The 23,228-nt window shown below is 45.7% G+C and carries 23 protein-coding genes; 6 read left to right on the forward strand and 17 right to left on the reverse strand.

Annotated elements, in window-relative coordinates; genetic code table 11:
• The first annotated feature begins 85 nt into the window (after positions 1-85).
• Positions 86-208, forward strand: a complete 123-nt coding sequence (locus tag ABN764_RS27240; protein WP_083545160.1) for a sporulation protein YjcZ — start codon at positions 86-88, stop codon at positions 206-208.
• Between the two features lie 122 nt (positions 209-330).
• On the opposite strand, the gene cshA is transcribed toward ABN764_RS27240, so the two are convergent.
• Entirely contained in the window at positions 331-1,929 is a 1,599-nt protein-coding gene (cshA, locus tag ABN764_RS27245; RefSeq protein ID WP_072729755.1) for a degradosome RNA helicase CshA, read from the reverse strand.
• A gap of 295 nt (positions 1,930-2,224) precedes the next feature.
• On the opposite strand from cshA, the gene ABN764_RS27250 reads away from it, so the two are divergent.
• Positions 2,225-3,028, forward strand: coding sequence for a YitT family protein (locus ABN764_RS27250; protein ID WP_036619974.1), 804 nt, complete (start codon positions 2,225-2,227; stop codon positions 3,026-3,028).
• A gap of 172 nt (positions 3,029-3,200) precedes the next feature.
• On the opposite strand, the gene ABN764_RS27255 is transcribed toward ABN764_RS27250, so the two are convergent.
• From ABN764_RS27255 to ABN764_RS27275, 5 genes are all read right to left on the reverse strand, one after another.
• A complete protein-coding gene (locus ABN764_RS27255) occupies positions 3,201-4,157 on the reverse strand; it encodes an ABC transporter ATP-binding protein (protein WP_446673687.1) in 957 nt (318 codons plus the stop codon).
• A gap of 1 nt (position 4,158) precedes the next feature.
• On the reverse strand, positions 4,159-5,208 hold the full coding sequence (locus tag ABN764_RS27260; RefSeq protein ID WP_446673688.1) for an ABC transporter ATP-binding protein: 1,050 nt from the start codon (positions 5,206-5,208) through the stop codon (positions 4,159-4,161).
• Between the two features lie 24 nt (positions 5,209-5,232).
• Complete coding sequence (locus ABN764_RS27265; RefSeq protein ID WP_446673689.1) at positions 5,233-6,372, reverse strand: ABC transporter permease; 1,140 nt, start codon at positions 6,370-6,372, stop codon at positions 5,233-5,235.
• Positions 6,372-7,319 (reverse strand): ABC transporter permease, encoded by a 948-nt coding sequence (locus ABN764_RS27270; RefSeq protein WP_065293544.1) that lies wholly within the window; start codon positions 7,317-7,319, stop codon positions 6,372-6,374. Before ABN764_RS27270 ends, ABN764_RS27265 begins: the two co-directional genes overlap by 1 nt.
• A 68-nt stretch (positions 7,320-7,387) precedes the next feature.
• Positions 7,388-9,172 (reverse strand): peptide ABC transporter substrate-binding protein, encoded by a 1,785-nt coding sequence (locus ABN764_RS27275; protein WP_446673690.1) that lies wholly within the window; start codon positions 9,170-9,172, stop codon positions 7,388-7,390.
• A 495-nt stretch (positions 9,173-9,667) separates the two neighbouring features.
• Between ABN764_RS27275 and ABN764_RS27280 the strand changes: the two genes are divergently transcribed.
• Positions 9,668-10,054: a DUF3899 domain-containing protein gene (locus tag ABN764_RS27280; protein WP_446673691.1), complete on the forward strand. Its 387-nt coding sequence runs from the start codon at positions 9,668-9,670 to the stop codon at positions 10,052-10,054.
• A gap of 130 nt (positions 10,055-10,184) precedes the next feature.
• On the opposite strand, the gene ABN764_RS27285 is transcribed toward ABN764_RS27280, so the two are convergent.
• From ABN764_RS27285 to ABN764_RS27330, 10 genes are all read right to left on the reverse strand, one after another.
• Positions 10,185-11,453, reverse strand: a complete 1,269-nt coding sequence (locus ABN764_RS27285) for an MFS transporter (protein ID WP_446673692.1) — start codon at positions 11,451-11,453, stop codon at positions 10,185-10,187.
• Positions 11,437-12,021 carry a flavoprotein gene (locus ABN764_RS27290; RefSeq protein WP_268626281.1) on the reverse strand — a complete coding sequence of 195 codons (585 nt, stop codon included), beginning with the start codon at positions 12,019-12,021 and terminating at the stop codon, positions 11,437-11,439. The genes ABN764_RS27285 and ABN764_RS27290 overlap by 17 nt, the downstream gene beginning before the upstream one ends.
• The gene (locus tag ABN764_RS27295) at positions 12,005-13,372 is read right to left on the reverse strand and encodes a radical SAM protein (RefSeq protein WP_446673693.1); all 1,368 of its coding nucleotides are present in this window, start codon (positions 13,370-13,372) and stop codon (positions 12,005-12,007) included. Before ABN764_RS27295 ends, ABN764_RS27290 begins: the two co-directional genes overlap by 17 nt.
• A gap of 598 nt (positions 13,373-13,970) precedes the next feature.
• Positions 13,971-14,918 carry a DUF8814 domain-containing protein gene (locus ABN764_RS27300; protein WP_446673694.1) on the reverse strand — a complete coding sequence of 316 codons (948 nt, stop codon included), beginning with the start codon at positions 14,916-14,918 and terminating at the stop codon, positions 13,971-13,973.
• 38 nt (positions 14,919-14,956) lie between these two features.
• On the reverse strand, positions 14,957-15,358 hold the full coding sequence (locus ABN764_RS27305; RefSeq protein ID WP_174811536.1) for a hypothetical protein: 402 nt from the start codon (positions 15,356-15,358) through the stop codon (positions 14,957-14,959).
• A 435-nt stretch (positions 15,359-15,793) separates the two neighbouring features.
• The gene (locus ABN764_RS27310; RefSeq protein WP_072729765.1) at positions 15,794-16,333 is read right to left on the reverse strand and encodes an NADPH-dependent FMN reductase; all 540 of its coding nucleotides are present in this window, start codon (positions 16,331-16,333) and stop codon (positions 15,794-15,796) included.
• A gap of 52 nt (positions 16,334-16,385) precedes the next feature.
• Positions 16,386-16,589 carry a DUF3906 family protein gene (locus tag ABN764_RS27315; protein WP_044354322.1) on the reverse strand — a complete coding sequence of 68 codons (204 nt, stop codon included), beginning with the start codon at positions 16,587-16,589 and terminating at the stop codon, positions 16,386-16,388.
• Positions 16,590-16,769: 180 nt separating this feature from the next.
• Positions 16,770-17,741 (reverse strand): 6-phosphofructokinase, encoded by a 972-nt coding sequence (gene pfkA, locus ABN764_RS27320; RefSeq protein WP_028533856.1) that lies wholly within the window; start codon positions 17,739-17,741, stop codon positions 16,770-16,772.
• A gap of 24 nt (positions 17,742-17,765) precedes the next feature.
• The gene (locus ABN764_RS27325) at positions 17,766-18,848 is read right to left on the reverse strand and encodes a tetraprenyl-beta-curcumene synthase family protein (protein ID WP_021253243.1); all 1,083 of its coding nucleotides are present in this window, start codon (positions 18,846-18,848) and stop codon (positions 17,766-17,768) included.
• Positions 18,849-18,980: 132 nt separating this feature from the next.
• Positions 18,981-19,298, reverse strand: a complete 318-nt coding sequence (locus tag ABN764_RS27330) for a hypothetical protein (protein WP_021253244.1) — start codon at positions 19,296-19,298, stop codon at positions 18,981-18,983.
• Between the two features lie 190 nt (positions 19,299-19,488).
• Here ABN764_RS27330 and ABN764_RS27335 point away from each other — a divergent pair, with 190 nt between their 5' ends.
• Together ABN764_RS27335 and ABN764_RS27340 are read left to right on the forward strand one after the other, a co-directional pair.
• Complete coding sequence (locus ABN764_RS27335) at positions 19,489-20,685, forward strand: MFS transporter (protein ID WP_268626278.1); 1,197 nt, start codon at positions 19,489-19,491, stop codon at positions 20,683-20,685.
• Between the two features lie 93 nt (positions 20,686-20,778).
• A complete protein-coding gene (locus ABN764_RS27340) occupies positions 20,779-21,432 on the forward strand; it encodes a nitroreductase family protein (protein WP_021260122.1) in 654 nt (217 codons plus the stop codon).
• 130 nt (positions 21,433-21,562) lie between these two features.
• On the opposite strand, the gene ABN764_RS27345 is transcribed toward ABN764_RS27340, so the two are convergent.
• Positions 21,563-22,456 (reverse strand): AraC family transcriptional regulator, encoded by an 894-nt coding sequence (locus ABN764_RS27345; RefSeq protein WP_174810786.1) that lies wholly within the window; start codon positions 22,454-22,456, stop codon positions 21,563-21,565.
• Positions 22,457-22,610: 154 nt separating this feature from the next.
• Between ABN764_RS27345 and ABN764_RS27350 the strand changes: the two genes are divergently transcribed.
• Positions 22,611-23,228: sugar-binding domain-containing protein (locus tag ABN764_RS27350; RefSeq protein ID WP_446673695.1), on the forward strand; the 618-nt coding region annotated here is incomplete at its 3' end.

The following is a 23,228-nucleotide window of genomic DNA, read 5'->3' on the forward strand; positions in this document are numbered from 1 at the left end:
GTTCGTGTCTACAGCGAGAAAAGGGATTCCGCATAGGATATTAAGTGAAAACACCAAACATCGCAGTGTTAAAGGAGGTTCCCGTATGGGGCAATTAGGTTTTGGAGGTAGCTGTGGAAGCTGTGGCTGTGGTTTTGGTTTTACTTCCACAGGGGTGATTCTGGTCTTGTTTATTTTGTTGGTTATTATAAGTCGCTCTTTTATATAATGAACTGTTGCAGCAATTCAGATTCACGCTAATCATCCTTGACATGCAAAAAAGACCGCTCCAACTGGGGCGGTCTCTTTTGATCAACGGAAGACATTCATCATTCGAATGTGCCTCGTGTCCTATTCGTCGCGCTTATTACGGTTCTCGTCGTTGTTAAAACGTCTTGGGCGGCGATCGCCACCACCACCATTGTTGTTGCGGTCGCGGGAATCGCTGCGGCCATAACGCTCGCCACGTCCGTCGCGGTTGTACCCGCCACGGTTGCCATCACGTCCACCATCACGACCACCATCGCGTCCTCCACGATAGTCTCGTCCGCCACCGGAACGACCATTGCGGTTGTAAGGTGCAGACATCTTGCGTCCGCTAGAACGAAGGTCTGGTTTGCGACGCTTCGCACGGATTGGATCTTCAGGAGTCAAGTTGATAGAAACATCCTTCTTATCCCCTGTCAGCATCTTGAATGCAGCAGACAACAATTGTACGGAGTCGTATTGCTCCAACAATTCAATGGAGATTCCTTTGTATTCATTTAGCTCGCCATCCTTGAGAACATCAAGAATACGATCTGCAATGATACGTTGCTTCCCTTCGATTGCTTCTGCAAGGCTAGGAATCGGCTTGCGTGGAATACGATGACGAGTTACACGCTCTATGAAGTGCAAATGGTCAATTTCACGAGGCGTTACGAAAGACCATGCGCTACCTTCTTTACCAGCACGACCCGTACGGCCGATACGGTGTACATAAGATTCCGGATCTTGCGGCAAGTCGAAGTTAATTACATGTGTTACACCAGAAACGTCCAAACCACGTGCAGCTACGTCAGTCGCAACGAGAACATCAATGCTGCCGTCACGGAACTTGCGCATAACCGTATCACGTTGGTTTTGGGACAAATCGCCATGCAAACCATCTGCAGAATAACCACGCTTCTGCAATGCTTCAGACAATTCGTCTACACGACGCTTCGTACGGCCGAATACGATCGCAAGCTCTGGAGATTCCATATCGAGCAAGCGGCTCAATGCATCGAACTTCACACGTTCAGGGACTTCAATGTATGCTTGTTCAATGAGTGGAGCACTTACATGCTTAGGCATAACCGATACATGTTCTGGCTCGCGAAGGAATTGATTAGCAAGCTTTTGGATGTTCGGTGGCATCGTAGCGGAGAAAAGCATTGTCTGGCGTTGTTCAGGTACTAGGCTCAAGATGGAAGTGATATCTTCCATGAAGCCCATATCCAGCATTTCATCTGCTTCATCCAATACAACTGTTGCAACATCATCAAGACGAATCGTCTTGCGGTTGATGTGGTCAAGCAAACGACCTGGTGTACCGATAATAATTTGTGGGTGTTTTTTCAAAGCACGGATTTGTCGTCCAATATCTTGTCCGCCATAAATCGGCAAGGAACGAACGCCTTTGAAACGAGTCAATTTGCCGATTTCCTCAGCAACTTGGATCGCCAATTCACGCGTTGGTGTCATAACCAATGCTTTTACACGTTCTTCTGTTGGGTCAATCTTCGAGATCAACGGGATACCGAAAGCCGCCGTCTTCCCCGTACCCGTCTGCGCTTGTCCGATAAGGTCTCGTCCGGTCATCGCTACAGGTATCGCTTTCTCTTGGATTGGAGTCGATTCTTCGAACCCTAATTCCGTAATCGCCTGAAGCACTTTCGGCTCCAAGCCAAATTCTGCAAATGTCTTCAAAATATTCATACTCCTTCATTGTGGACAATCCACAGCCTTATCTGTATTCTTAAGTAGCGCGACAATGGTGACGAATGGCACTTTCAGTCAACCGTCTTCTCATATACAATGCGGAGGGACACTCTTATTGTGTAGCGTGAACTCCGCGTCAAATTCATGTACATCGTTGGTAACTAAAGCCTACTCAAGAATATCCAGAATATTATAACACAAAAATATTGAAGAATACCAGATCCGAACTAACTAATACTACGTTTTGAGGTGACATTGCTTGAAACGAATTTTTGATTTCATCATGTTAATTGCCGGGGCAGCGCTCATCGCTGCATCATTTAATTTGTTCTTAATGCCCCACCATCTGCTTAGTGGCGGCGTATCTGGATTATCGCTCGTAACGAATTACTTGACTCATTGGAATCCGAGCATTTTATATTTCGCCTATAATTTACCGCTAATCATATGGGGCTGGTTCGTGCTTGGCAAACGCTTTATTGGATATAGTTTACTAAGTGTCGTCGCGACAACTTACTTCATATCCGTCTTCCCAGTTAAAGCTGTTGCCAACGAACCGCTTTTATCTGCTGTATTTGGGGGCACACTAGTAGGTATCGGAAGCGGGATATCCCTACGAGTAGGCGGCTCATCAGGTGGATTTGACATTATCGGTTCAATTGTAACCAGATATCGCGATTTCTCAATCTCGAACATTCTGGTTGGAATGAACGCGGCTGTTATTGTAACCCATGGATATTTATCGAATGAGTGGGAACTGGCGCTTTACTCCATGGTCTCCATTTTTACGACCGGCAAAGTAATCGGCACCATCTATATTAACCACTACAAGGTAACGGTGTTCATTATTACGAGGAACAAGGAAGCACTTATTAACAAGCTGCTGGTCTTGCCGCATGGAGTTACCGTTATAAAAACCACAGGTGCATTTACCGATATTGAGAAAGACATGTTGATGACCGTTACTACACGTTATGAATTGACCGAGTTAAAACGTGTTATTCGTGAAAATGACCCTAAGGCTTTTGTAAATATTGTGGAGACTGCTGGTGTCATCGGGAATTTCCGAAGGCCGAAAAATAGGTAAGCCGCTCGGTTGCCAGACGTACATATGAATCGTTGTCAGCGATATAAGAAAGCCCGTCCATTTACTTGGACGGGCTTTCTTATACGAATAAAATTTATAATTACATCGGAATGACTCGGATGCTCTACGCTGGATGTGGACATACTATGTGAGAATGCGCATCGTTTATTGATTATAGAGTCATCTCTTGCTTATACTTCTCGACTTCAGATGGAGAAGCGAACACATAATGCTCCGGCTTTATTTCAACTAAGCTTGGACTCTCCACATCATAGTTATGAATACTCGGACTATAATATATGCGTTGGCGATTCCTCTCGTAGTGCGGATCTGGGTGAGGAATGGCTGAGAGCAGGGATTTCGTATACGAGTGAATTGGTTGCCGATATAGATCATCCGCCTTGGCTAATTCCACAATCTTTCCATTATACATGACGCCAATCCGATCTGAGAAGTATTTAACGACAGACAAGTCATGAGCAATAAACAAAATGGTAAGCCCAAGCTTCTTCCGAAGCCGATTGAGCAAATTCAATACCTGCGCCTGAATCGATACATCGAGCGCAGATATCGGTTCATCCGCAATAACAAGATCGGGACTCGTAATTAACGCTCTCGCAATTCCAATCCGCTGTCTCTGCCCTCCTGAGAATTCATGCGGATAACGACTCGCGTGTTCCCGGGTCAATCCTACCGTCTCCAGAATGTCATAGACCATATCTACTCTTTCCTGCTCACTGCTGCACAGCTTATTGATTTTCAACCCCTCAGCGATGATTTCCTTCACGGTCATCCGAGGATTTAATGAAGCAATCGGATCCTGAAAAATCATCTGCATGCCGCGCGTTACTTCTTTTTTAATTTCCTTAGTCAAAGCTCCTGAAATGAGCGTTCCATTAAAATATATTTCTCCGTCTGTTGGCTCATACAGTCGAATAATCGTTCTGCCCGTTGTCGTCTTGCCGCAGCCGGATTCGCCTACAAGCCCAAACGTTTCACCACGATAAACCGTAAAGCTAATATCGTCGACGGCTTTGACCACCGTCTTTTTCCTACCAAAACCGCTGCTGAAGTATTGCTTCAAATGTTTAACTTCCAGCACAGGTTCGCGAGTGATTACATTCGTCATCTTATCGCACCAGCCTTCCCGTTTGCTGCTCTATCCGTCTCTTCAATACATCCGGAAGCTCCACCTTCGGCGCATTCGGATGAAGAAGCCAGGTCGCGGCATAATGCGTGTCGCTTACTCTGTACATTGGCGGCTCTTCCTCGAAGTCAATATGCATCGCATATCGGTTGCGTGGAGCAAAGGCGTCTCCTTTCGGCGGATAGAGCATGTTGGGTGGCGTCCCCGGTATAACAAGCAATTCGTCAGATGCACCCGTGTCCAGATCAGGCATAGATACGAGCAGGCTCCATGTATACGGATGCTTTGGATTATAAAAAATCTCATCTACCGTTCCATGCTCCACAACTTTGCCAGCATACATCACGCCAACGCGATCCGCCACGTTAGCCACCACACCAAGATCGTGCGTGATGAAAACAACGGACAATTGCCGTTCCTGCTGAATTTTCTTGATCAGATCGAGTATTTGCGCCTGAATTGTGACATCGAGCGCCGTTGTAGGCTCGTCGCATATCAGTATTTCTGGGTCGCATGCCAGGGCTATCGCAATGACGATACGCTGCCGCATTCCGCCAGAGAACTGAAACGGGTATTGATGGAATCGCTTCTCCGCATTTGGAATGCCTACTGCTTCCATCAACTCCAGCGCTTTGGCTTTGGCCTCCGCTTTGCTTAGCTGCTGTGCACGGAGCGCCTCCATAATCTGTTTGCCGATCTTCATTACCGGATTGAGAGAAGAGAGCGGATCCTGAAAAATCATGGCAATTTTAGAGCCGCGGATTTCTGTATATTGCTTCTCTGTATACTTCGTCAGATCTTGTCCCCTGTATAAAATGCTGCCATGTTCGATCACCGCATTTTTCGATAATATCCCGACAATCGCTTTGTTCGTCACTGATTTCCCGGAGCCGGACTCACCGACGATAGCCAGTGTCTCGCCTTTCCGCAATGCAAAGTCAACCCCGCGTACGGCCTGCACCTTCCCCGCGAACGTTTTGAACGAGATATGCAGATCATTTACTTGAAGAATCATATCGTTCTGTGTCGTCATCCTAGCTCCCCCCGCTATTCGCTATTATTCTTGGCCTCTCAAAGTTGGATCGAATGCATCCCGCAAGCCGTTGCCGAACATATTAAACGACAACATTAAGATCGAAATGATAATTGCAGGAAATAGCGTCAAGTGAGGATGATCGAGCAGCACCTTCTGACCTTCTGACAGCAAGCCGCCAATGGAAGGTTCGGGAGCAGCGATACCGAGTCCCAAATAGGAGAGAAATGCCTCTGTAAAAATAGCCCCTGGAATCGCGAGCGTCGCTTGCGTAATGATCGGACCGATTGCGTTAGGCATAATGTGCCGGAAAATCAATAGACGATCTCGCGCACCCATCGTGCGAGATGCCAATACATATTCCTGACCTTTATATTTATAAAACTGCGCCCGAATCATGCGGCTCATGCCAATCCAGCCCGTAATCACCATCGCTAATATTAACGGAGTTATACCTGCACCCATAAGCATGACAAATAAAATTACGACGACTAAGCCAGGTATTCCACTCAAAATCTCAATAATCCGCTGCATAATCATATCGACCGCACCGCCATAATACCCGGAAATCGAACCATATGTAAGACCGATCAGCATATTGATGGTCACGGCCATAAAGCCGATAATCAACGAAATGCGGGTACCCTTCCATAATCGCGTCCATTGATCGCGCCCCAATGCATCAGTGCCCATCCAAAAATATTTATCTTTCGCCTCTTTTAACTGATAAATATCAACTTTCGCTTGCACCATTGGAATTTTGTTGCCGCGGTAGTCGACTTCATACTCTTTAAGCACTTTCACGATCGAGCCTTTATATTTTTCTTCCACACTCGCTTTCTTCACGTCCATCACTTTCGTTCCATCCCAAATCCCCAGCTTCTCCAGCACCGGGACGCGGGGAGGAAGCAAGTTCCATTCAAGATTCTGTTCCCGGTAAGTGTATGAACTGATCATCGGAGCAATGATCGCAAGCAGAATGATAATGCCAATCACGATCGCCGCGATGGTAGAAGCTTTATTCCTGCGGAATCGCAATAGCGCATCTTGTAGAAATCCAATCGCCTTGCCTTCGAATTTCTCGTCCGCGATAGGCTTGTCCCGTTGAACGAATTCGAATGGGTTCCGTTCGATGTTGGGCTCTGTATTCTTGCTCGTCTTCATCACTTCTTCCCTCCCATTCGAATTCGCGGGTCAATAATTCCGTATGATAAATCTACAACCAGGATGCTGATTAAACCGATTAAGGAATAGAAGAACATGACGGCAATCGTAAGCGGATGATCCAATGAATTGATTGAGTTTACGGACAAGGAGCCGAGACCCGGCACGCCAAAAATGTTCTCGATTACGATCGCTCCCGACAATATGGAGAAAATCATCGGAACAAGTATATTGGTAAGCGGAATGAACGAATTGCGAATCGCGTGGCGCACGGTGGCCTGCATATGCGTTAGGCCCTTCATTCTTGCCAACAGCATATAATCCGAATTAATCGTTTCGCACAATTCGGCCCGCAAATACCGGGTAATGATCGCGATCTCACCAAATGATAACGCCAGCACCGGCATGATCATTGATTTTATTTTATCCCAAGTCATTCCTTGATCCGTTGATAGCAAGATCGGCAGCAGCTCCCACTTGTAAGCCACCATATATTGCAATAATGCCGCAAATACGAAGGAGGGCACCGAAATGAACAGCACGACCATCATGTTGATCCCATGATCAGTCATCGTATTCTTTTTTAATGCCGCTATAATTCCGCATATAATACCGATCGGGATCGTAAATATTAGAGCCATGACATTTAACTGGATCGTGATTGGAAGCTTATCCTTAATAATATTGAACACCGGAACCTTCGGCTGCACTTTAAGCGAATCCCCGAATTCAAATGTAAGGAAATCCCCTATGAAATATCCATATTGGACAATGAGCGGCTTGTCCAAATGATATTTGGCTTCGATCCGTTCTCGTACGTCCTTAGGCAGCATGGGATCGTCTACGATGCTGCCGGGCATGGAATGAATTAGGAAAAACAGCAGGCTAATGATAAGAAATAAAGTAATAGCCATGGCAATCAGTCTTTGCGATATGTATCGTAACATAAGCCTGGGACTCCTTTTCCGCAAGGTAGGAGACCTTGTGCTACCACAAGGTCTCCTTAGTTCTGGTATTAGTCCACAATGTCAGCTTGCAGGATGGCAAACTTGACTCCTGGGAAGTATTTTCCTTTTGTAGCCAAATGAATTCGATCTTGATAGATCACCGCATTATTGTTTTGGAAGATCGGAATTTGTGGCACGTAATCGGCCAGCATCTTCTCCATCTCCCCTAATGCCTTCAATCGCTCCTCCGGTTTCAACAGCAAATCCCCTATCGAAGTCCGCTCCTGCAATGCTTCGAATGCGTCGCTGTCAAAGCGATTAGAGCGATTCGGGAAGTCCTTCCTCCATACCTTCATGCTGCTCCACGGATTGAACGCATTTTGGGTCATGGAGCCAATGCCTAAATCAAACTTACCTTCTTTGTAAGCATCGTAAGCAGACATCGGCGGCATCGCTCTGAGCTTAATGGTGAGCTTATCCTTGCCGAACAGGTTCTCGTATATTTCTTGCGTAACTTCGGCTGTGCGCTTCATCGTTTCCTGAGAATCGAAGTATGTGATTTCGACCGTGATTTTTTTGTTCCCGTTCGCTTTATACGCCTTTTCGAAAAATTCCTTCGCTTTATCCGGCTCATAGCCCGACCCTGGAGGTACGGCTAACTTCGCTTCCTCGCTGTCGCGATAGCGCTTGCCCTCTGTATAGTCCCCAACCATACATATCGAGGAGACATAATATGGTGCCGATTTATACGTTTTAAATATGCCCTTAGTAATTTTATCGCGATCGATTCCATAGTACAGCGCTTTGCGGAAATCGTTATTTTTCAAAATTGGGTTGCTGTCCGATGTAGAGTTCACAAAGAAGCCCCATACTCCTTCAGCTTCTGTATAGACGACTCGCGGATCCTCGCCGTATTTGTCGAATTGGTCGCCGCTAATCGTAACCGAATCGATTTCGCCTTTTTCCCACAATTGAACGCGGGTCGAGACTTCCGATACAACGCGTGTTTCGATGCGGTCTGGCTTGTAGACAGTCGCCAATGGCGAATCTGGGTTCTTTTCAAACGTATGATGCTGGTCGCGAACCCACTCCGTCAAGCGATACGTCCCGGATGAAGGAACCTGCTCCAGCGTCGTTCCATATGTCGTCCCGCTGTGATCAGGCTTCATGCCGCCCTCGTACAATTTCTCGTGAACGGGGGATGTCGATCCACCGCCCGCAAAGAGGGTTAAGATATCGATGTCCGGCATTTCGGATTCCAATGTGATTTCCAGCGTCGTATCGTCTTTGGCCTTAATTCCAACATCTTCCCATTTTGCCTCGCCCTTAAAGTACTTGTTAGCGCTTACAACAGGTATATTGTTAAACAATACGAAAGCATTCCTATTGGCTAGCTTCGGATCGAGCAGCATTTTATAGGAGTATTCATAAGTTTTCGCAGTAATCGGCGTGCCGTCTGTCCACTTCATTCCTTCTTTTAACTTGAACGTCCATACTTTATGATCCGTTGTCGTTGGCAGATCAACCGCATGATTGCCAACAAATTTAATATTGTCAATTGCTTCGTCATAGATAAGCTCCAATAAATTTCCGTAAATATACTCCATCATATCCGAGTTAGTGGCATTTTCGGATGTATGCTGGTTGAACGTATCCGCACCCAAAGTTGCAATCCGCAAGACTTTCGGCTTATCGCTTGCAGTGCCTTTCGACTCTGTCGCAACCTTACCTTCATTCTCTTTACTTCCCTGATTCTCTTGTCCGGCATTCCCGCTCCCGCCCGAGCAACCCGCGAACGTTAGCATCATCATGATAGCCAAAACAACCAAGAACGGTTTTTTTGGCAGCTTCATACAATCCCCTCCTGATTTTCTCATTTTTTCAATTCATTATGTAAAATATGTGGGTAACAAAGGAAATAGAATGTTGGGTCGATTATGCCAACAAAATTGACACCTTGTGAAATAATGTGCCTTTGGATTGGATGGATGCTTTCACATTGTTGTAGGTTTGATACTAGACTGAGAGCCGATTCATTGAGGAAGATCATCACTTGTCGGTTGCTATATATGCGTATATACCACGAATCGACAACGATCTAATGCATACTTGTGAGGTAAATTATGGTACAGTTTTTTTATAAATCTATCAAACTAAATACCCATAGTCAACAGTTAAATCACAGAATATTCCTTAGAATACTGGAATAAATGGAGAAATAGGAGGATTAATGATGGATTATGGCGAATATTTCCTAGTCATCAGATCAAAATATCTTCTCACTCGTCACATCTGAATCCTCCAATACATCTAGATACGAGCGAGTCTAAAGAGAAAGGAGTTCCTCCATGAAACGACTGCTGCTTGTTGTAACCCTCTTATTTGCCGTTGGTTATTCCATCTTAAACGGTCATAATTCCCTGCTTATAAATCTGTCTAATTCCTTCTTCATTATCGGTCTTATCTACCTATTGATCGCCTTGCTTGCTTACGTGCGGAACATCGGCTTTTTTAAATCATTGAGTTATCACCTCCATCGTAAGGAGAAGGAACAAGAACAGGCGGTTCATTACGGTTCTGGCGAGGCATCGCAGGCTGGGCAGTCCAAAAAAAGAATGGCCTTGCATGAATATGCTGACTTGATTCGAACAAACCAATGGTCGAGCAAAATATTATATCTGTTCTCGATTCCGCTGCTGTTGTGCTCCTGTATACTGGCGGTACTCGCAGCATAACAACCCCGTTCCATAACAGAACGGGGATTAATCAAACGCTATTCAAGCTTTAAAACGTTCATTTCCATGTAATCACACAGTAATAACCCGTCTAGCAAGGACGGGTCTAATCTTTCATCTCTCTTGTTGACTAATTGGACAAGGTCTGCTGTTGCACATGTTCCTGCTCGCTTGTCTCTGAATCTGTATAGCTTAATTGGCGCAATGCTGGCCGCGTCATGGCACCAAATACAATGACTAACAAAAATATCCCAAAAATACGTACAACAAGCTGGATACCTATCCCAGCATGCAGCAAATAGGCAACGAATGCGTAAGAAAGCGGTGTTAATCCGGTTACAATCGATATGAAGATACTCATTACTTTCCCTATCATATGATGGGGAGTACTTGAATGAATGTAAGTGAACAATGGGATATTCATAACCTGAATCAACACTCCAATCGTGAACAATACAAGCATAGACACGACTAAATGATGCACATATCCGAGAGAAGTATAAGCAATAACGATCAGAAACAACGAGCATAAAATAACAGTTCCCGGTCTTGCGAAAGACTTTCGCAGAGATACAATAACGGATCCCAATATAAATCCAACTCCTAGTGAGACCTCTAATATGGCTAACACAACTGCATTACCCTTGAAAATATCCTTAGCCAAAATCGGAAGCATTACCCCCATTGGACCAGTCACAAAAAAATTCATGATGAATCCAATTGCCATTAACGTGGGCAATGCGCGATGTGCGCGAATATATTCGAAGGAGGAAGTCAATTCCCTCCACTTTGATTTTCTTGGTGTGCTGGAATCATGCGATTGAATCCGAATAAAGGATATAAGAGTAGTTGAAATAATGATAGAAATAAGACTGAATAGAAAGACACCGGAAAAGCCTATTGTAATAATAAACGTGCTGCTGATTAAGGGACCTATGATTAAACTGTACTGATTAGCCATACGAAGCAGCGCGTTGCCTCTCTGGTAAGCCTTTTTATCAATGATTGACGTAATAACAGAGTCATAGGCCGGGCCAGCAAATGCATCCAGCACACCGAACAAGAAGGAGACGATGATAAGGAATAACGGGGTGATCATATCCAGCCAGTACATCGTCAGCAGTACCCCGATCGAGAGCACCTTCATCCATTGTGATGAGAGGATAATGATCTTTCGATTGACGCGATCTGCGATTACTCCGCCGTATATCATGAACAGCAGTCTCGCACCGGAAGAGGAGAAAAGGATCAAACCCAAATAACTGCGCGAGTCAAATAAGGTCACTGTCAGCCATTCGACAGCAACAATGTAAATATAATACCCAGGACTAACTAGAATTGCGGCGGTCAGCAGCAGCATGTAGTTCCTGTTGCTACGGAGATTAGTTGTTGTATTCATAGGCAGGCTCATTCATTCTGGATTCTTCATGCAAGATCAACTGAATCAACTCTTCCGGTTGCGGAAGAGCGGCATCTGAACCGGTATAGGTTCCGCTTGAAGCTTTATATCCCTCTGCCTGTACATTAACGAACAGATGTCCATCCGTCTTGAGGATTTCCACGTTCCGCTGCACGCTCGGCTGATTCCACATGGTGTTATTCATATTCGGGGCGATGTATATCGGGTTCGTATAGTTCAATACGCAGCAGCTTAACAGATCGTCTGCCATCCCGTGCGCCATCTTGGCCAAGAAGTCCGCAGATGCGGGAAGTATGAGGAAGATGTCGGCATCCTGAACAGCGTTGACATGCGGAGCTTTGAGATTTGTCGTAAATAGATCATCATAGACATGATCGCACAAATTGGCTAGTGCAAGCGTAGACACGAACTGCTTGGCATTATCGGTAACCACAATATCCAATTGACACTGAAAGCGGCCTTTAAGCGCGAAAATATAGTTATGTACGTTCAAGGCGCCAATTGTACCTGTAACCCCTATTAAGATTTTGTTATACGCTTGGCTCATAAGCATAATCCTCATTTACTAATGTAATGTACTTCTTAATACTCTTCTTGACTGGAGGACATGGTGTTGCGCCAGTCTCAATTCGTTCGAGCGGGCATGCATTCCCCTGGCATGATGGTCTAAAGAAGCATTTGGTACAAGATGTATCCTCATTGACTCCGCCTGTAACCCACAAGCTCCATTTCTCTTGATCAATGACCATATCCCCATTTTCAAGAATATCGCCTACATGATTCATTGGATTATTGAATGCAACTGTGCATTTGTAGATCATCCCGTCAGACCCGATTACACATGAGGATGGACTGGAGGCATAGCATTCAGAACCTCCTGGGCGCAAGTATTGCTTGTAGAAATCGAAATTAAATCCTTTTTCTTTCGCTTTCTCATAGAACGGAAACAGCATTTTCGTATCGCATAAATGGATGTCAGCTGTCTGTTCCCCTTTCAAATTCTGTATCGGCACGAAATGCAGCATGAAACGGGGATCGTCAACAAATGCACTGCTGACTAACGAAATATAGTTATCCATCACAGTCGACACTTCTTGATTGATATTGGAACGCAGTACAACATTGAATGGTTTATCGCTTTGCTTCATCTTCAATAAATTCGAGAAGATCGTATCAAATGTCTTCTCTCCGAATCGGCCAACTCGATAACTGTCATGCGTTTCCGCAGTCCCATCCAATGTGATTTGAAAGCTTCTCACATTCATCTCTAGCAGTTCCTCGAAAGTCTCACTATTAAGCAAATAGCCATTCGTTGTGATATTGGCGTGATATTGCACGTTGTATTTGGCGCAAATCTCCTTAATTGGAGCAGACATACGCTTTATGACATCGAATGATTTGAGCGGCTCCCCGCCAAACCAGCTAATGAGCAGCCGGCTATAATTTTTTACGTTTCTCTCCAAAAAGTTCAATATTCCTTGCTGCACTGATTCCTTCATTTCGGACTTCAGAAAGTCTTCATAACAGTAAGTACAACGGAAGTTGCAATCTTCATTTGGCAGTATTATTAACTGAAGCATACGGTTCTCAGCTAACATATTGTACTTTTGCGCAGTTGCCAGCTGAAATTCATTCACTCGATTCTTAACTAAAAAACCTTTGTTTTGTAAATATTGAATTAATCCACTGCGGATCTCATCTTGTGACTCTACTGCCTCAAGCTCCCTGACTTTCAACAGCTCATCAACAATCTCTGCCTCTCCACCAGTGAACTTACTTATTTTCCCGGTATATGAATTATATAGACGCAAATATTCACCGTCTGCGACACGAACATTGAAACGAGATGCCTTGAGCGTGCTGCTGTCCTGGATCGTTATATCTCCTCTTAATACCAATTGAATCCCTCCGCAGCTATTTAAAATACCTACCAAATTGAGAAATATGTTCTCGCTCAGCATTGTTGTTGTTATTGCTATATGGATAACTGTCCTGCTCATTAGTGCAAGCGATTCAGTAGTATATCCTCGGTTCAAATAAATGTAAACGATTACAAAATAGGCTGGAGCCTATTTTGTAATCGTTTGGGATGAGTGCTTAACAGAAAATGTTGATTGTCTTGGATCCGCCTTCTTCGCCTTCTTTTTCAACTGAAAATGCCATTTGATTCACCTCCATAATTTGGTTTGTTTCCCACTTGCAAGTTCAGAATAATTCCATTTTATACTAAAGTCAACTCTTTTCTTGAAATTTTTTTTGGTATAATATATAACAAAATTAGGTTTAATCCATGTATGACAACATTCTATCTATTACCCTCTAATCGCTAAGTAAACAAGTTGTTTCCACACTGATGTTAAGTTGATTCACTCCCTTATTACGAACATTCGATATCACTCTCCACAACAAAAAGAGCCATAATCCTGCAGGCAGAATAATGGCTCCCCAACGTATATGTTATCTGTTACTTGTAATCATGACTCTTCCTCTCGTTTCTTATGGCAAATATTCATATCTTACGTCGACCCAAGCATTTTCGTTTGTGGCAAGACCTAACGTTGCAGCAACGCCTGGCGACAAATCGATCCCGGCAGGATTGAGCACCTTGCGACCCTGTGCATCCTTGCCATTGTTCCAATTGTTATAATAGGCAGCTGTTGAAGCAGGAGTACCCAATGCTAATCCAGAGCCGAATCGCCTAGGATTGCTTCCGTTGGCAGTATCCCAGTAATTATCATCGACATTCCAAGGGCCAACATCCTTCACTTCTACACCAAGGGCAAACTTAACCGTATTTGGATTATAAACATTGACTACATACTTCGGATTGCCATACGTCCCTCGCAATTGGACTGGGATATTACTAATCCAGCCTTTATTCGCAAATTTAATATATTTATCAGGCAGTGCGACCTCATAGGAGCCGCTTATATCTGGATCATATTGAGTTGCAAAAATTCCAGAGATTCGCGGTACGTCAGCATTTGCACCGTATTTTGTCTTCAACCATGTATTTCTATATTCTTTCTCGTCTGCCCACCACTTCGTCACCCATTCTTCGAAGGCAATGTGCTTATCTTGGAGCAGACTCTGTAAGGCAGCATTCCGTACTTGAAATAAGGTGTCTGCCTTCGCGTTATAGCTGTCCACCGTTAGCGACTGCGCCTGCAGCTGCAGTGCTCTGGCTGAATTACGTTCTTTGAGCCCCATATCCTTTAGTTGTGTCATTTGCTGATCGGACAATCCCAGAGCCGACTGAAGTGAGGCTACATCCGCCTTCAGCTTGTCGTCCTTGGTCCAAAATAAATAATTCAATACTTCCTTGCTGTCCAGCAGTGGGTTCGATTGTTCATCAATTGCATTTCCATAAGCAGATCCCGTCGAAGCAAAGAGAGACAAAATGAGAGTAAAAAGCAACATGATGGTCATATTCCTTTTTAACATAAGCTTCGCCTCCATATTTCATGGCATGTAATCCGTGCTTATTCATTACTCGCAAAACGATACCGGCTTACGACAAATATGCCAGAAGGACCTTCTTTACTCGGTTGGATGAGCTCTAGCTGAATGCTTCTCCCGTCTTTGAGTGTGTATTGGACAACTTTCTTGGCTTTCTCATCTACAATAAGCTTCACATCAATGTCTTCATTAACAACGAGGCCTTCTTGTGTATTGAGATACTCTCTTGATACTTGCTGCCAGTCTGTTAGTCCAGGCTTATGGCCTTCATCCACCTGTTTTTGTAAATTATCTGTTTCTTGCTGCGAGAAATTAGTGCTAACCCAACCCTCACCCTTTGAAGGTGAACCTGAACAACCAATCAATACAAACACTACAACTAAAAGTATGGCGCTAACGGAAAAGAAACTTGTCTTTACTCTCATATACGCGTCTCCTTCTCATCATTCGTATTTGTTGCCACGCTGACATGTTATTGACGCGCAAGTCTTGACCAATGTTTCTCGCATCACATCAAAGGCATCCCCCGCTTCTCTGATTGTTAGGGCTTGTCCCTCTTGTTGCCATCCAACTGATGTATATCTATTACTACGTAATAGACCAATCAAACTTGACACAAATGTGAAAATAAAAGGCTTATTAGCTCATTGAGATGAAAGACTAGATTGTAAACATATGGAGTAGAAGCAAAGATAATCGGTAACCGAGGGGGGGGGTATGCTGGAGTTATTGTAGCGTTCACACAAATACGAACACCTTATCGGGAAGCCGTGGGGGGTATACCTTTGACACCCTCACGTGCCTCCCTGCACAAGCGTATTCTTGTGCATGCCTGAGGTGCTTCAAACTACATCAATTGCTTATGCTAGCTCACGAGTGCTCGCAGACAGATTCAAGAAATAGTTCAACGTCTTCTGAACTCGTTGAATCACTTGCTCCTGAACAGGCTGCCCTTCTGCTGTGAATTGTCTTGCATCGCCGCCGATGGAAATCCATTCTGGACAGTTAATTCCGTGCACATTGCGAACGATTGTCTGTAAATGCGTCAATGAACTGATACCAACCGCACCACCAGCAGAGCTGACCGACAAAACGACCTTATTGTTGAAATAGTCAAAGCTCAAATAATCGAGCGCGTTCTTCAGTACACCGGATATACTCCCGTGATACTCAGGTGTAGCCAACACAATGGCATCAGCTGCGAGAACCGACTCTCTTAACAGCTTCACATTCGTATGCTGTTCTGCATCGTCTGGGCAGTAGAGAGGAAGCTGCAGTTCATTGAGATCAATGACTTGCGCCTCATGGCCTTTCTCCTGAATACTTGCTGCTAGATAACGAACAAGCTTCGTGCTTGTTGCTTCTTTACGATTGCTGCCAGAAATACATACGATGCGCATGATCGCACTCCCCTTCCATCATCATTCGGCTGACAAGCGTCTATTACGTCTATTAATCTCGAACGGGGATGATATATCCGCTGCCATTCACGCAGCGTTTCTTCTCTAGCAAAGTCAAGCCCTCCCAAGTAACACCCGGGATCTCCCGCTCGAAATGTGCTTCTGCTTGCAGAAATGCTTGTTCTTCTGTATCTGCTGTCAGCACACATACGAACGTTCCTTGCGTCGAGGACGCTTCCAACCGATATATGTACATTTTTCCATCCCCTTCCCTATCGCACATCATACATAAAACCGGAATCATGCGTCAAGATGTCACATCAATTGAAATCATTTATCCCTCCTCCGCACATCTTGCAAATATACAAAAAAACCCGGCCAACCGCATGATGCGGCTTTGCCGGGCTTATCCAAAGCTGCGTGAACCAGCAGCGTCTTATTGACACAGACGCGAAGCCAATTCGTACAGCTCCATATTGAATTCCTTCTTCGTGTTCACAACAAGATCGATGTCGGTTGCGACCAGCTCCCCCTTAATCATACCGCAAGCCTTGCCGGATTCGCCTTCTATCAGCTGGCGAACTGCGAAGTCGCCTAGACGGCTTGCCAAGATACGGTCGAACGCTGTTGGAGAACCACCGCGCTGAATATGACCGAGAACCGTAACGCGCGGCTCAACAGTTGGGCAGCGTTCAATGATGGCGTTCGCGACATCTTCACCGCGTCCAACACCTTCCGCGACGATAACGATGCTGTGGCGCTTGCCGCATTCGAAGTTCTCACGCATACGACCTGCAACTTCATCGATGTTATGGTCAACCTCAGGTACAAGAATCGATTCCGCACCACTAGCAAGACCTGCATACAGCGCTATATCTCCACAATGGCGACCCATCACTTCTACGACGGAAGAACGCTCGTGGGAGCTCATCGTATCGCGAAGCTTGTTTACTGCGTCAACTACGATGCTGACAGCTGTGTCGAAGCCAATTGTATAATCTGTAAAGGAAATATCATTATCAATTGTTCCTGGCAGACCCATTGTCTTGATGCCAAGCTTGCTCAACTTGTTCGCACCTTGATAGGAACCGTCGCCACCGATAACAATCAAGCCATCGATGCCGTGCTTGCGCAAAATGTCTGCACCCTTTTGCTGGCCTTCTGGAGTTCTGAACTCTTGGCAGCGAGCGGATTGCAGAATCGTTCCGCCACGTTGAATGATGTCACCTACACTGCGAATATCCATTGGGCGAATATCTTCGTTCAATAACCCTTGATAGCCGCGCTGAACTCCATAAACCTCAATTCCATTAAATATAGCTGCACGCACTACTGATCGGATTGCAGCGTTCATACCTTGTGAGTCTCCGCCGCTTGTCAATACGGCAATCTTTTTTACAGCAGACATGATTCGTTTCCTCCCTCATAATCCTCAATACATATGTTTACGTATCCAGAGGCTGTTCAACCAGAAAAATAATCGCATAAGCGGACTATTCTTCATGAGACGCTTGGATACTTGTTGAACCGCGGCCTGTTCCCTTACTTTCGGATCTGATAAATATAGAGCTAGCAGCCCTTCTATAATCATACGATGAAATCGTCCATCCGGCAGTGAGCTAACTCGCACCGTTGCAAGGTCTGCAAAGTGGCCAATCCGGTTCACGACCAAGCTCTGATCGTCGTAATAATTGCAGAAATTCAAGTCTCCGCCTGCGCGATCTTCTTCTTGGTCAATTAAATAATCTAACATAATATGCAGTCCACATACATATGGAAAATATGCCTCTAGAATGCGGTCTGCATCTGCTTGCGTCAGACTCTCGTCCGCCGCAGCCAAAAATAACTGGAACACACCTAGTGTGGAGCCGGTCGCCGCAGCGAATTCATTCCAGCCCAGCTCCGTATAAGCCGATTCATGCAGACTCCACCAATCCAGCAGCGCCTGCTCCCGGGAATCCGGGTGAATATGCTTGTACACCTGAAGGTCTGTATACAGTCCGACGAGACGAACAATATGCGGCTGTGCGATTCCATACGCCGGCAGTGAAGCAATACTATCTCTGCACGTCTGTACTAGATCACGCAAATAGCCCCCGTCCTCTTGATCATCACGGAGCGCATAATAGTCTTTGAGCGGTTCGTCCGGTTGGACCGCATCCAGCATAGCCTGATGGAGCAAGCGGAAATCCTCCGCATCCATCGAGGTGCTTCGGTCGCACAGGTTGTCCAAATAGTCACTGATCGTCTGAAAAGCAACAATGAGCGGGATCAATATATGGCGTACATCTAACCTAGCCGCAGCGTATACCGCACCGCCCTCACAATGAAATTGCTTGCTAGCGATGCTCGCGAGCGCCTGCTTGCGCAGCTCCTCGTTCGGAATTCGTTCAGCCCGCGTCTGCCAGCTTGCCAACGATTGACGAACCCCCGGCAATATATACTTATATACGCGGTACATGAGTCCGAGCGGCTCTTTCGGAGCTCGCGTACGGCGTTGCCTCACCTGATTCAAGAAAATCCTCCGTCCTCTGTGTAGGTCAACTTCTACGAGATGATGTTACTCACACTTATTGAGTACCCATTTTAACCACACCTATTATATTACGAAGTGACTAATTGCACAAACGATTGCATGCGATATTCACTAGTGGTGATTTTTGGCATCTACGTCCTGATGAACCCGGTACCACAAATTCAAATCGATAATTTGCGAAGCAAGCTCTGCGATCTCGCTATTCAGCCGGCAGGAAGCCTCAAATTGCTCCTCCTCATTCAGCGCATTCTGCTTCAAAACAATCGTACGTTCCAGCTCTTTAATACGGTCGGGAATTCTGCCGCGAGTGTGTTCCCACTTGTCCATAATGAGCACTTGTTCGTCCCAGCTCATTCCATCCCAAGAATCCTCAACTATGGGCACTTCAATACCAAGCCGTTCGTCGAATTCGAACCAATCATTCACCATGCTGCCGCACCTCCGGTAAATAGGATGCATCATTAATGCTGTTAATGTACCATGCCGCTTGCGAGGATGTAAATGACGAAACCGCCCCAATCCACAGGAAGCATGCTATACTAGGGAGTATTCCATTTTTACTTGCTCAATTGACAACTCCGATTTATACACATTCATCTACTTCATGGAGGGAACACGCATGGCGTATCCGGCACCCCGGAACACAGAAGCGCATTGGCTGCGCGCCTTTACATTTATGATCTTTATGACCTCTTCGGTCGTTGTATCGTATTTGCCGCTCTACTACAAATCATTGCAGTTTACAAGTGTCCAGATTGGGCTTCTCTATTCCATTGGACCGCTCATCTCTATCATTTCCAACCTATTCTGGGGCGTAACCAGCGATAAACTCGGTACGTTGAAAAAAGTGCTCATCACGTTGTTGGTCGCACAAATCGTATTATCTGTGGCACTTGCTCAAGTATCCTCGTACGGGTTGGTTGCTCTGCTTCTCGTTTGCTTTTATTTCTTTTACTTTCCGATATATCCATTGAACGACAGCTTCGCGATTATGACTGCACAGGCTCAGGGCAAGAGCTTTATCGGCATTCGTGTTTTTGGCTCGATCGGTTTCGCGGTATCTGCACTCTTATTCGGATTCATATTACGCTCGGTAGGCGCTTCGTACAGCATATGGGTCATTGTTCTGCTTGGCTTGCTGTCGCTGGGGTTTGCCTTCCCCCTTACGGATAAGCGCGCCACGATGAAGAAGATGGAACTGTCCGGACTGTGGGTTGTCCTGCGGCAGCGAGAAGTACTATTGTTCTTCTTGTTCGTGCTGCTGCTTGCCATCGGGCATCGTCTGAATGAAGCCTTCCTCGGATTGTCATTGTCCCAGATTGGGGCAGATGAATCTTTGGTTGGATGGGCTTGGATGCTCTCAGCGCTTAGTGAAATCCCGATCTTTTTCTTATTGAATGCCTATGGGGAGAAATTCAAGGAACTTCCACTATTAGCATTCTCCGGGTTAACCTATACCATTCGGCTTCTGCTTATTGCAGTGCTGCAAGATCCAACATGGATTGTATCTACGCAGTTGCTGCACAGCGTGTCATTCGGGATCTTTTATTTCGTTGCCGTTCGCTATATAAGCCGTGTCATTCCAGACGAATATCGTTCAACAGGGCTTGCACTGTATACGATCGTCTGGTCCAGCATCGCAGGGCTCATAAGCGGAACTTTCGGTGGAATCTTAATGCAATCCTTCGGCAAGGATGTGCTATATGAGGTTGCAGCAGGGTTCTCATTTATAGCCTGCCTTGGCTTTATAATGATGGCTATCATTGCCCGTCATAGTGAAACAGCGACAATCCAAAAGTCCAGCAGACACAGCTAATTGCATTTTTTCAACTGTACCGTATAATAGTAGTAGGTCTTAATACAAGGTCTTAAAGCAATCATACTATTCGTTCGGTGGAGGGTCACCAATATGACAACAACGTATGAGACAATAAAGGAAGTCATTCATGGGCGCCGCAGCGTTCGTCGCTACGATGAACGTCCAGTGTCTGTCGACGACATTAAAGAGCTTGTAGATTGTGCGCGTTACGCGCCAAGCGACACAAACTCCCAAACATGGGAGTTCATCGCCGTTGTGAATCGTTCGATGATCAAGCAAATTGAGCAGCTTACATGGGATGCACTGCATGCCAAGGCTCAAATAGCGGAAGAGCAAGGATTAAACAAGGAAGCGAGAATGCTGCTCAAGTCCTTCGGGCCCTATGCAACAGCCTTCTCAGACGCACCAGCACTCATTGTATGTTTAGCGACGCCTTACACTTCGAAATTCCGTGAGCGCATCTTCGATCCGATTCAATTGGTGCCAACTGCGGTATGGGATGAAGAGGGCATTAAGAGCAGCTGCTTGGCCATTCAAAATCTGATGCTAGCCGCTCATGCGCAGGGCTTGGCTACCTGTCCAATGACTGGCCCTGTCCTACTGGCTGCTGATGCAATCAAGTCTCTGCTTGACATTCCAGAGGATCGCCAGGTCAACATGGTGCTTGCACTCGGCTATCCGCTGGAAACACCGGCCAAGCTCCCACGCAAGCCTGTCGAAGAGATACTGCGCATCATTGAATAACAGAGCATGTTCACTTATCAATAGCACATGAAGCCCCTTAACTCCCCACAATTACTGTGGTGGAGCAAGGGGCTTCTCTTTTAGGAGATTCGTATTATTCCTACTATAAGATCTGGTAGTATTGCCTGATCTATGTTCCATTCACTTCTGTAGCTTCAAATACACGATGATCACCCATCAGTTTCCCCGCATGAAGGAGACGGAACTGGACAGGCGTCATTCCCTCATGCTGCTTAAATCGATGAATGAAATAACTTGTGTGCATGAAGCCAACCTCCTGTCCCACCTGCTGGACAGACAGCCTCGGGTAAGCGAGTAGAAGCTGCTTCGACTTACGAATCCGCAGACGTATCACATATTGAAGCGGCCGCATATCAAGTGTTCTTCGAAACAGCTTGCATACATACTGCGGAGTAACACCTATCTGGTCGGCCATCTGCTGAAGTGTAAGCTCCTGATGAACATGTTCTTGAATCCACTCCAACAACGGCGTTAACGGATCATTATCCAAGTGCCGCCCTTCTCTAACAAGAGTCTCCCATCCAGATTGAGTCCACGCCATAATCAGTTCATAGGCAAGTCCTGACAACATTGTGCCGTGTCCCTCATTGAACGAGGATCGGTTTAATAGAGCAATCGCCCTCTTGATTGGCTCTAGCGTGAGCTCAGGGTTCAATGGCGTAATCCTTGTCGATTGATACAATTGAGCCGCAGTCAGCAGCTCCTGCGATAAGCTTCCTTGAAATCCAAACCAGTAGATTCCCCATGGCTCCTCAATTGGCCTATATTCATGCGGTATATTGGGATATAAGATAACACCCTGCCCAGTCTCTACAACGATAGGCTCGCTCATCCCCTTCCACCAGAACTCGCCGCGGCCGGACGTGCATTGCAGCCACTGGTAATCAGGATATCCGCTCAGTCGTACAATTTCCTGTTGGCTTACCCAGCTTCCTACCGTGGTTACAACGAGTGGCAACGACCGCTCACGCTCGCTGATCATTGGAAAATGAAAATGCTGCATTGACTTCACCTGTTTCGAGTTTCATATATTGTTATTTCAAATAAAATCGTTAGATTGATTGAGCGTATTTTTTCATTTTATCATATATACAATCAACAGCCTTTTACATTCATATCGTGATATTGAGTCTATAGCATTTGAAGGGAAGATGAGAATGTCAGTAGAACGAATGAACCTGGTAGATCCGCACAATGAACAAGATTCATTAACACTGAATGAATTATTACAGTCACCTACTGTATTGCATCAACAACGCCTCCATGACCGTGCCTACTTCATTCCTTGTTCAAGCGCCTCCGAAGCATTGACGTACGAGCGCGGTGCATCGGCCTATTTCCAGCAGCTGAGCGGCACCTGGAAATTCAGCTACGCAGCGAGTCCCGAGCAAGCACCGGCAGCGTGCTGGATGCCCCAGTACGATGATTCCGATTGGGACGAGATTCCGGTACCTTCGAATTGGCAAATGCACGGCTACGGAAAACCAGAATATACGAATATCCTCTATCCGTTCCCAGTTGAACCTCCCTTTGTTCCCCATGATAATCCTACTGGAACGTATCGCAGGACTTTTTGGATTGAGCCAAGCTGGATGGAGCAGCGGGTCGTCCTTCGATTCGAAGGTGTGGACAGTGCATTTCGAGTATGGGTGAACGGGCACTATATTGGCTACAGTCAAGGAAGCCGCATTCCTGCTGAATTCGACATCCGTCCCGCGCTTCAGCAAGGTATGAATCAAATTACCGTTCAGGTATACCAATGGTGCGACGGCTCC

This window comes from Paenibacillus wuxiensis (assembly GCF_040195695.1).
GTDB lineage: Bacteria > Bacillota > Bacilli > Paenibacillales > Paenibacillaceae > Paenibacillus_B > Paenibacillus_B suaedae.

Coding starts and splice junctions, on each gene's coding strand:
- ABN764_RS27240 (WP_083545160.1), top strand. CDS start 86: ATGGGGCAATTAGGTTTTGGAGGTAGCTGTGGAAGCTGTGGCTGTGGT.
- ABN764_RS27250 (WP_036619974.1), top strand. CDS start 2,225: ATGTTAATTGCCGGGGCAGCGCTCATCGCTGCATCATTTAATTTGTTC.
- ABN764_RS27255 (WP_446673687.1), bottom strand. CDS start 4,157: ATGACGAATGTAATCACTCGCGAACCTGTGCTGGAAGTTAAACATTTG.
- ABN764_RS27260 (WP_446673688.1), bottom strand. CDS start 5,208: ATGACGACACAGAACGATATGATTCTTCAAGTAAATGATCTGCATATC.
- ABN764_RS27265 (WP_446673689.1), bottom strand. CDS start 6,372: ATGAAGACGAGCAAGAATACAGAGCCCAACATCGAACGGAACCCATTC.
- ABN764_RS27270 (WP_065293544.1), bottom strand. CDS start 7,319: ATGTTACGATACATATCGCAAAGACTGATTGCCATGGCTATTACTTTA.
- ABN764_RS27275 (WP_446673690.1), bottom strand. CDS start 9,172: ATGAAGCTGCCAAAAAAACCGTTCTTGGTTGTTTTGGCTATCATGATG.
- ABN764_RS27280 (WP_446673691.1), top strand. CDS start 9,668: ATGAAACGACTGCTGCTTGTTGTAACCCTCTTATTTGCCGTTGGTTAT.
- ABN764_RS27285 (WP_446673692.1), bottom strand. CDS start 11,453: ATGAATACAACAACTAATCTCCGTAGCAACAGGAACTACATGCTGCTG.
- ABN764_RS27290 (WP_268626281.1), bottom strand. CDS start 12,021: ATGAGCCAAGCGTATAACAAAATCTTAATAGGGGTTACAGGTACAATT.
- ABN764_RS27300 (WP_446673694.1), bottom strand. CDS start 14,918: ATGTTAAAAAGGAATATGACCATCATGTTGCTTTTTACTCTCATTTTG.
- ABN764_RS27305 (WP_174811536.1), bottom strand. CDS start 15,358: ATGAGAGTAAAGACAAGTTTCTTTTCCGTTAGCGCCATACTTTTAGTT.
- ABN764_RS27310 (WP_072729765.1), bottom strand. CDS start 16,333: ATGCGCATCGTATGTATTTCTGGCAGCAATCGTAAAGAAGCAACAAGC.
- ABN764_RS27315 (WP_044354322.1), bottom strand. CDS start 16,589: ATGTACATATATCGGTTGGAAGCGTCCTCGACGCAAGGAACGTTCGTA.
- pfkA (WP_028533856.1), bottom strand. CDS start 17,741: ATGTCTGCTGTAAAAAAGATTGCCGTATTGACAAGCGGCGGAGACTCA.
- ABN764_RS27330 (WP_021253244.1), bottom strand. CDS start 19,298: ATGGTGAATGATTGGTTCGAATTCGACGAACGGCTTGGTATTGAAGTG.
- ABN764_RS27335 (WP_268626278.1), top strand. CDS start 19,489: ATGGCGTATCCGGCACCCCGGAACACAGAAGCGCATTGGCTGCGCGCC.
- ABN764_RS27340 (WP_021260122.1), top strand. CDS start 20,779: ATGACAACAACGTATGAGACAATAAAGGAAGTCATTCATGGGCGCCGC.
- ABN764_RS27345 (WP_174810786.1), bottom strand. CDS start 22,456: ATGCAGCATTTTCATTTTCCAATGATCAGCGAGCGTGAGCGGTCGTTG.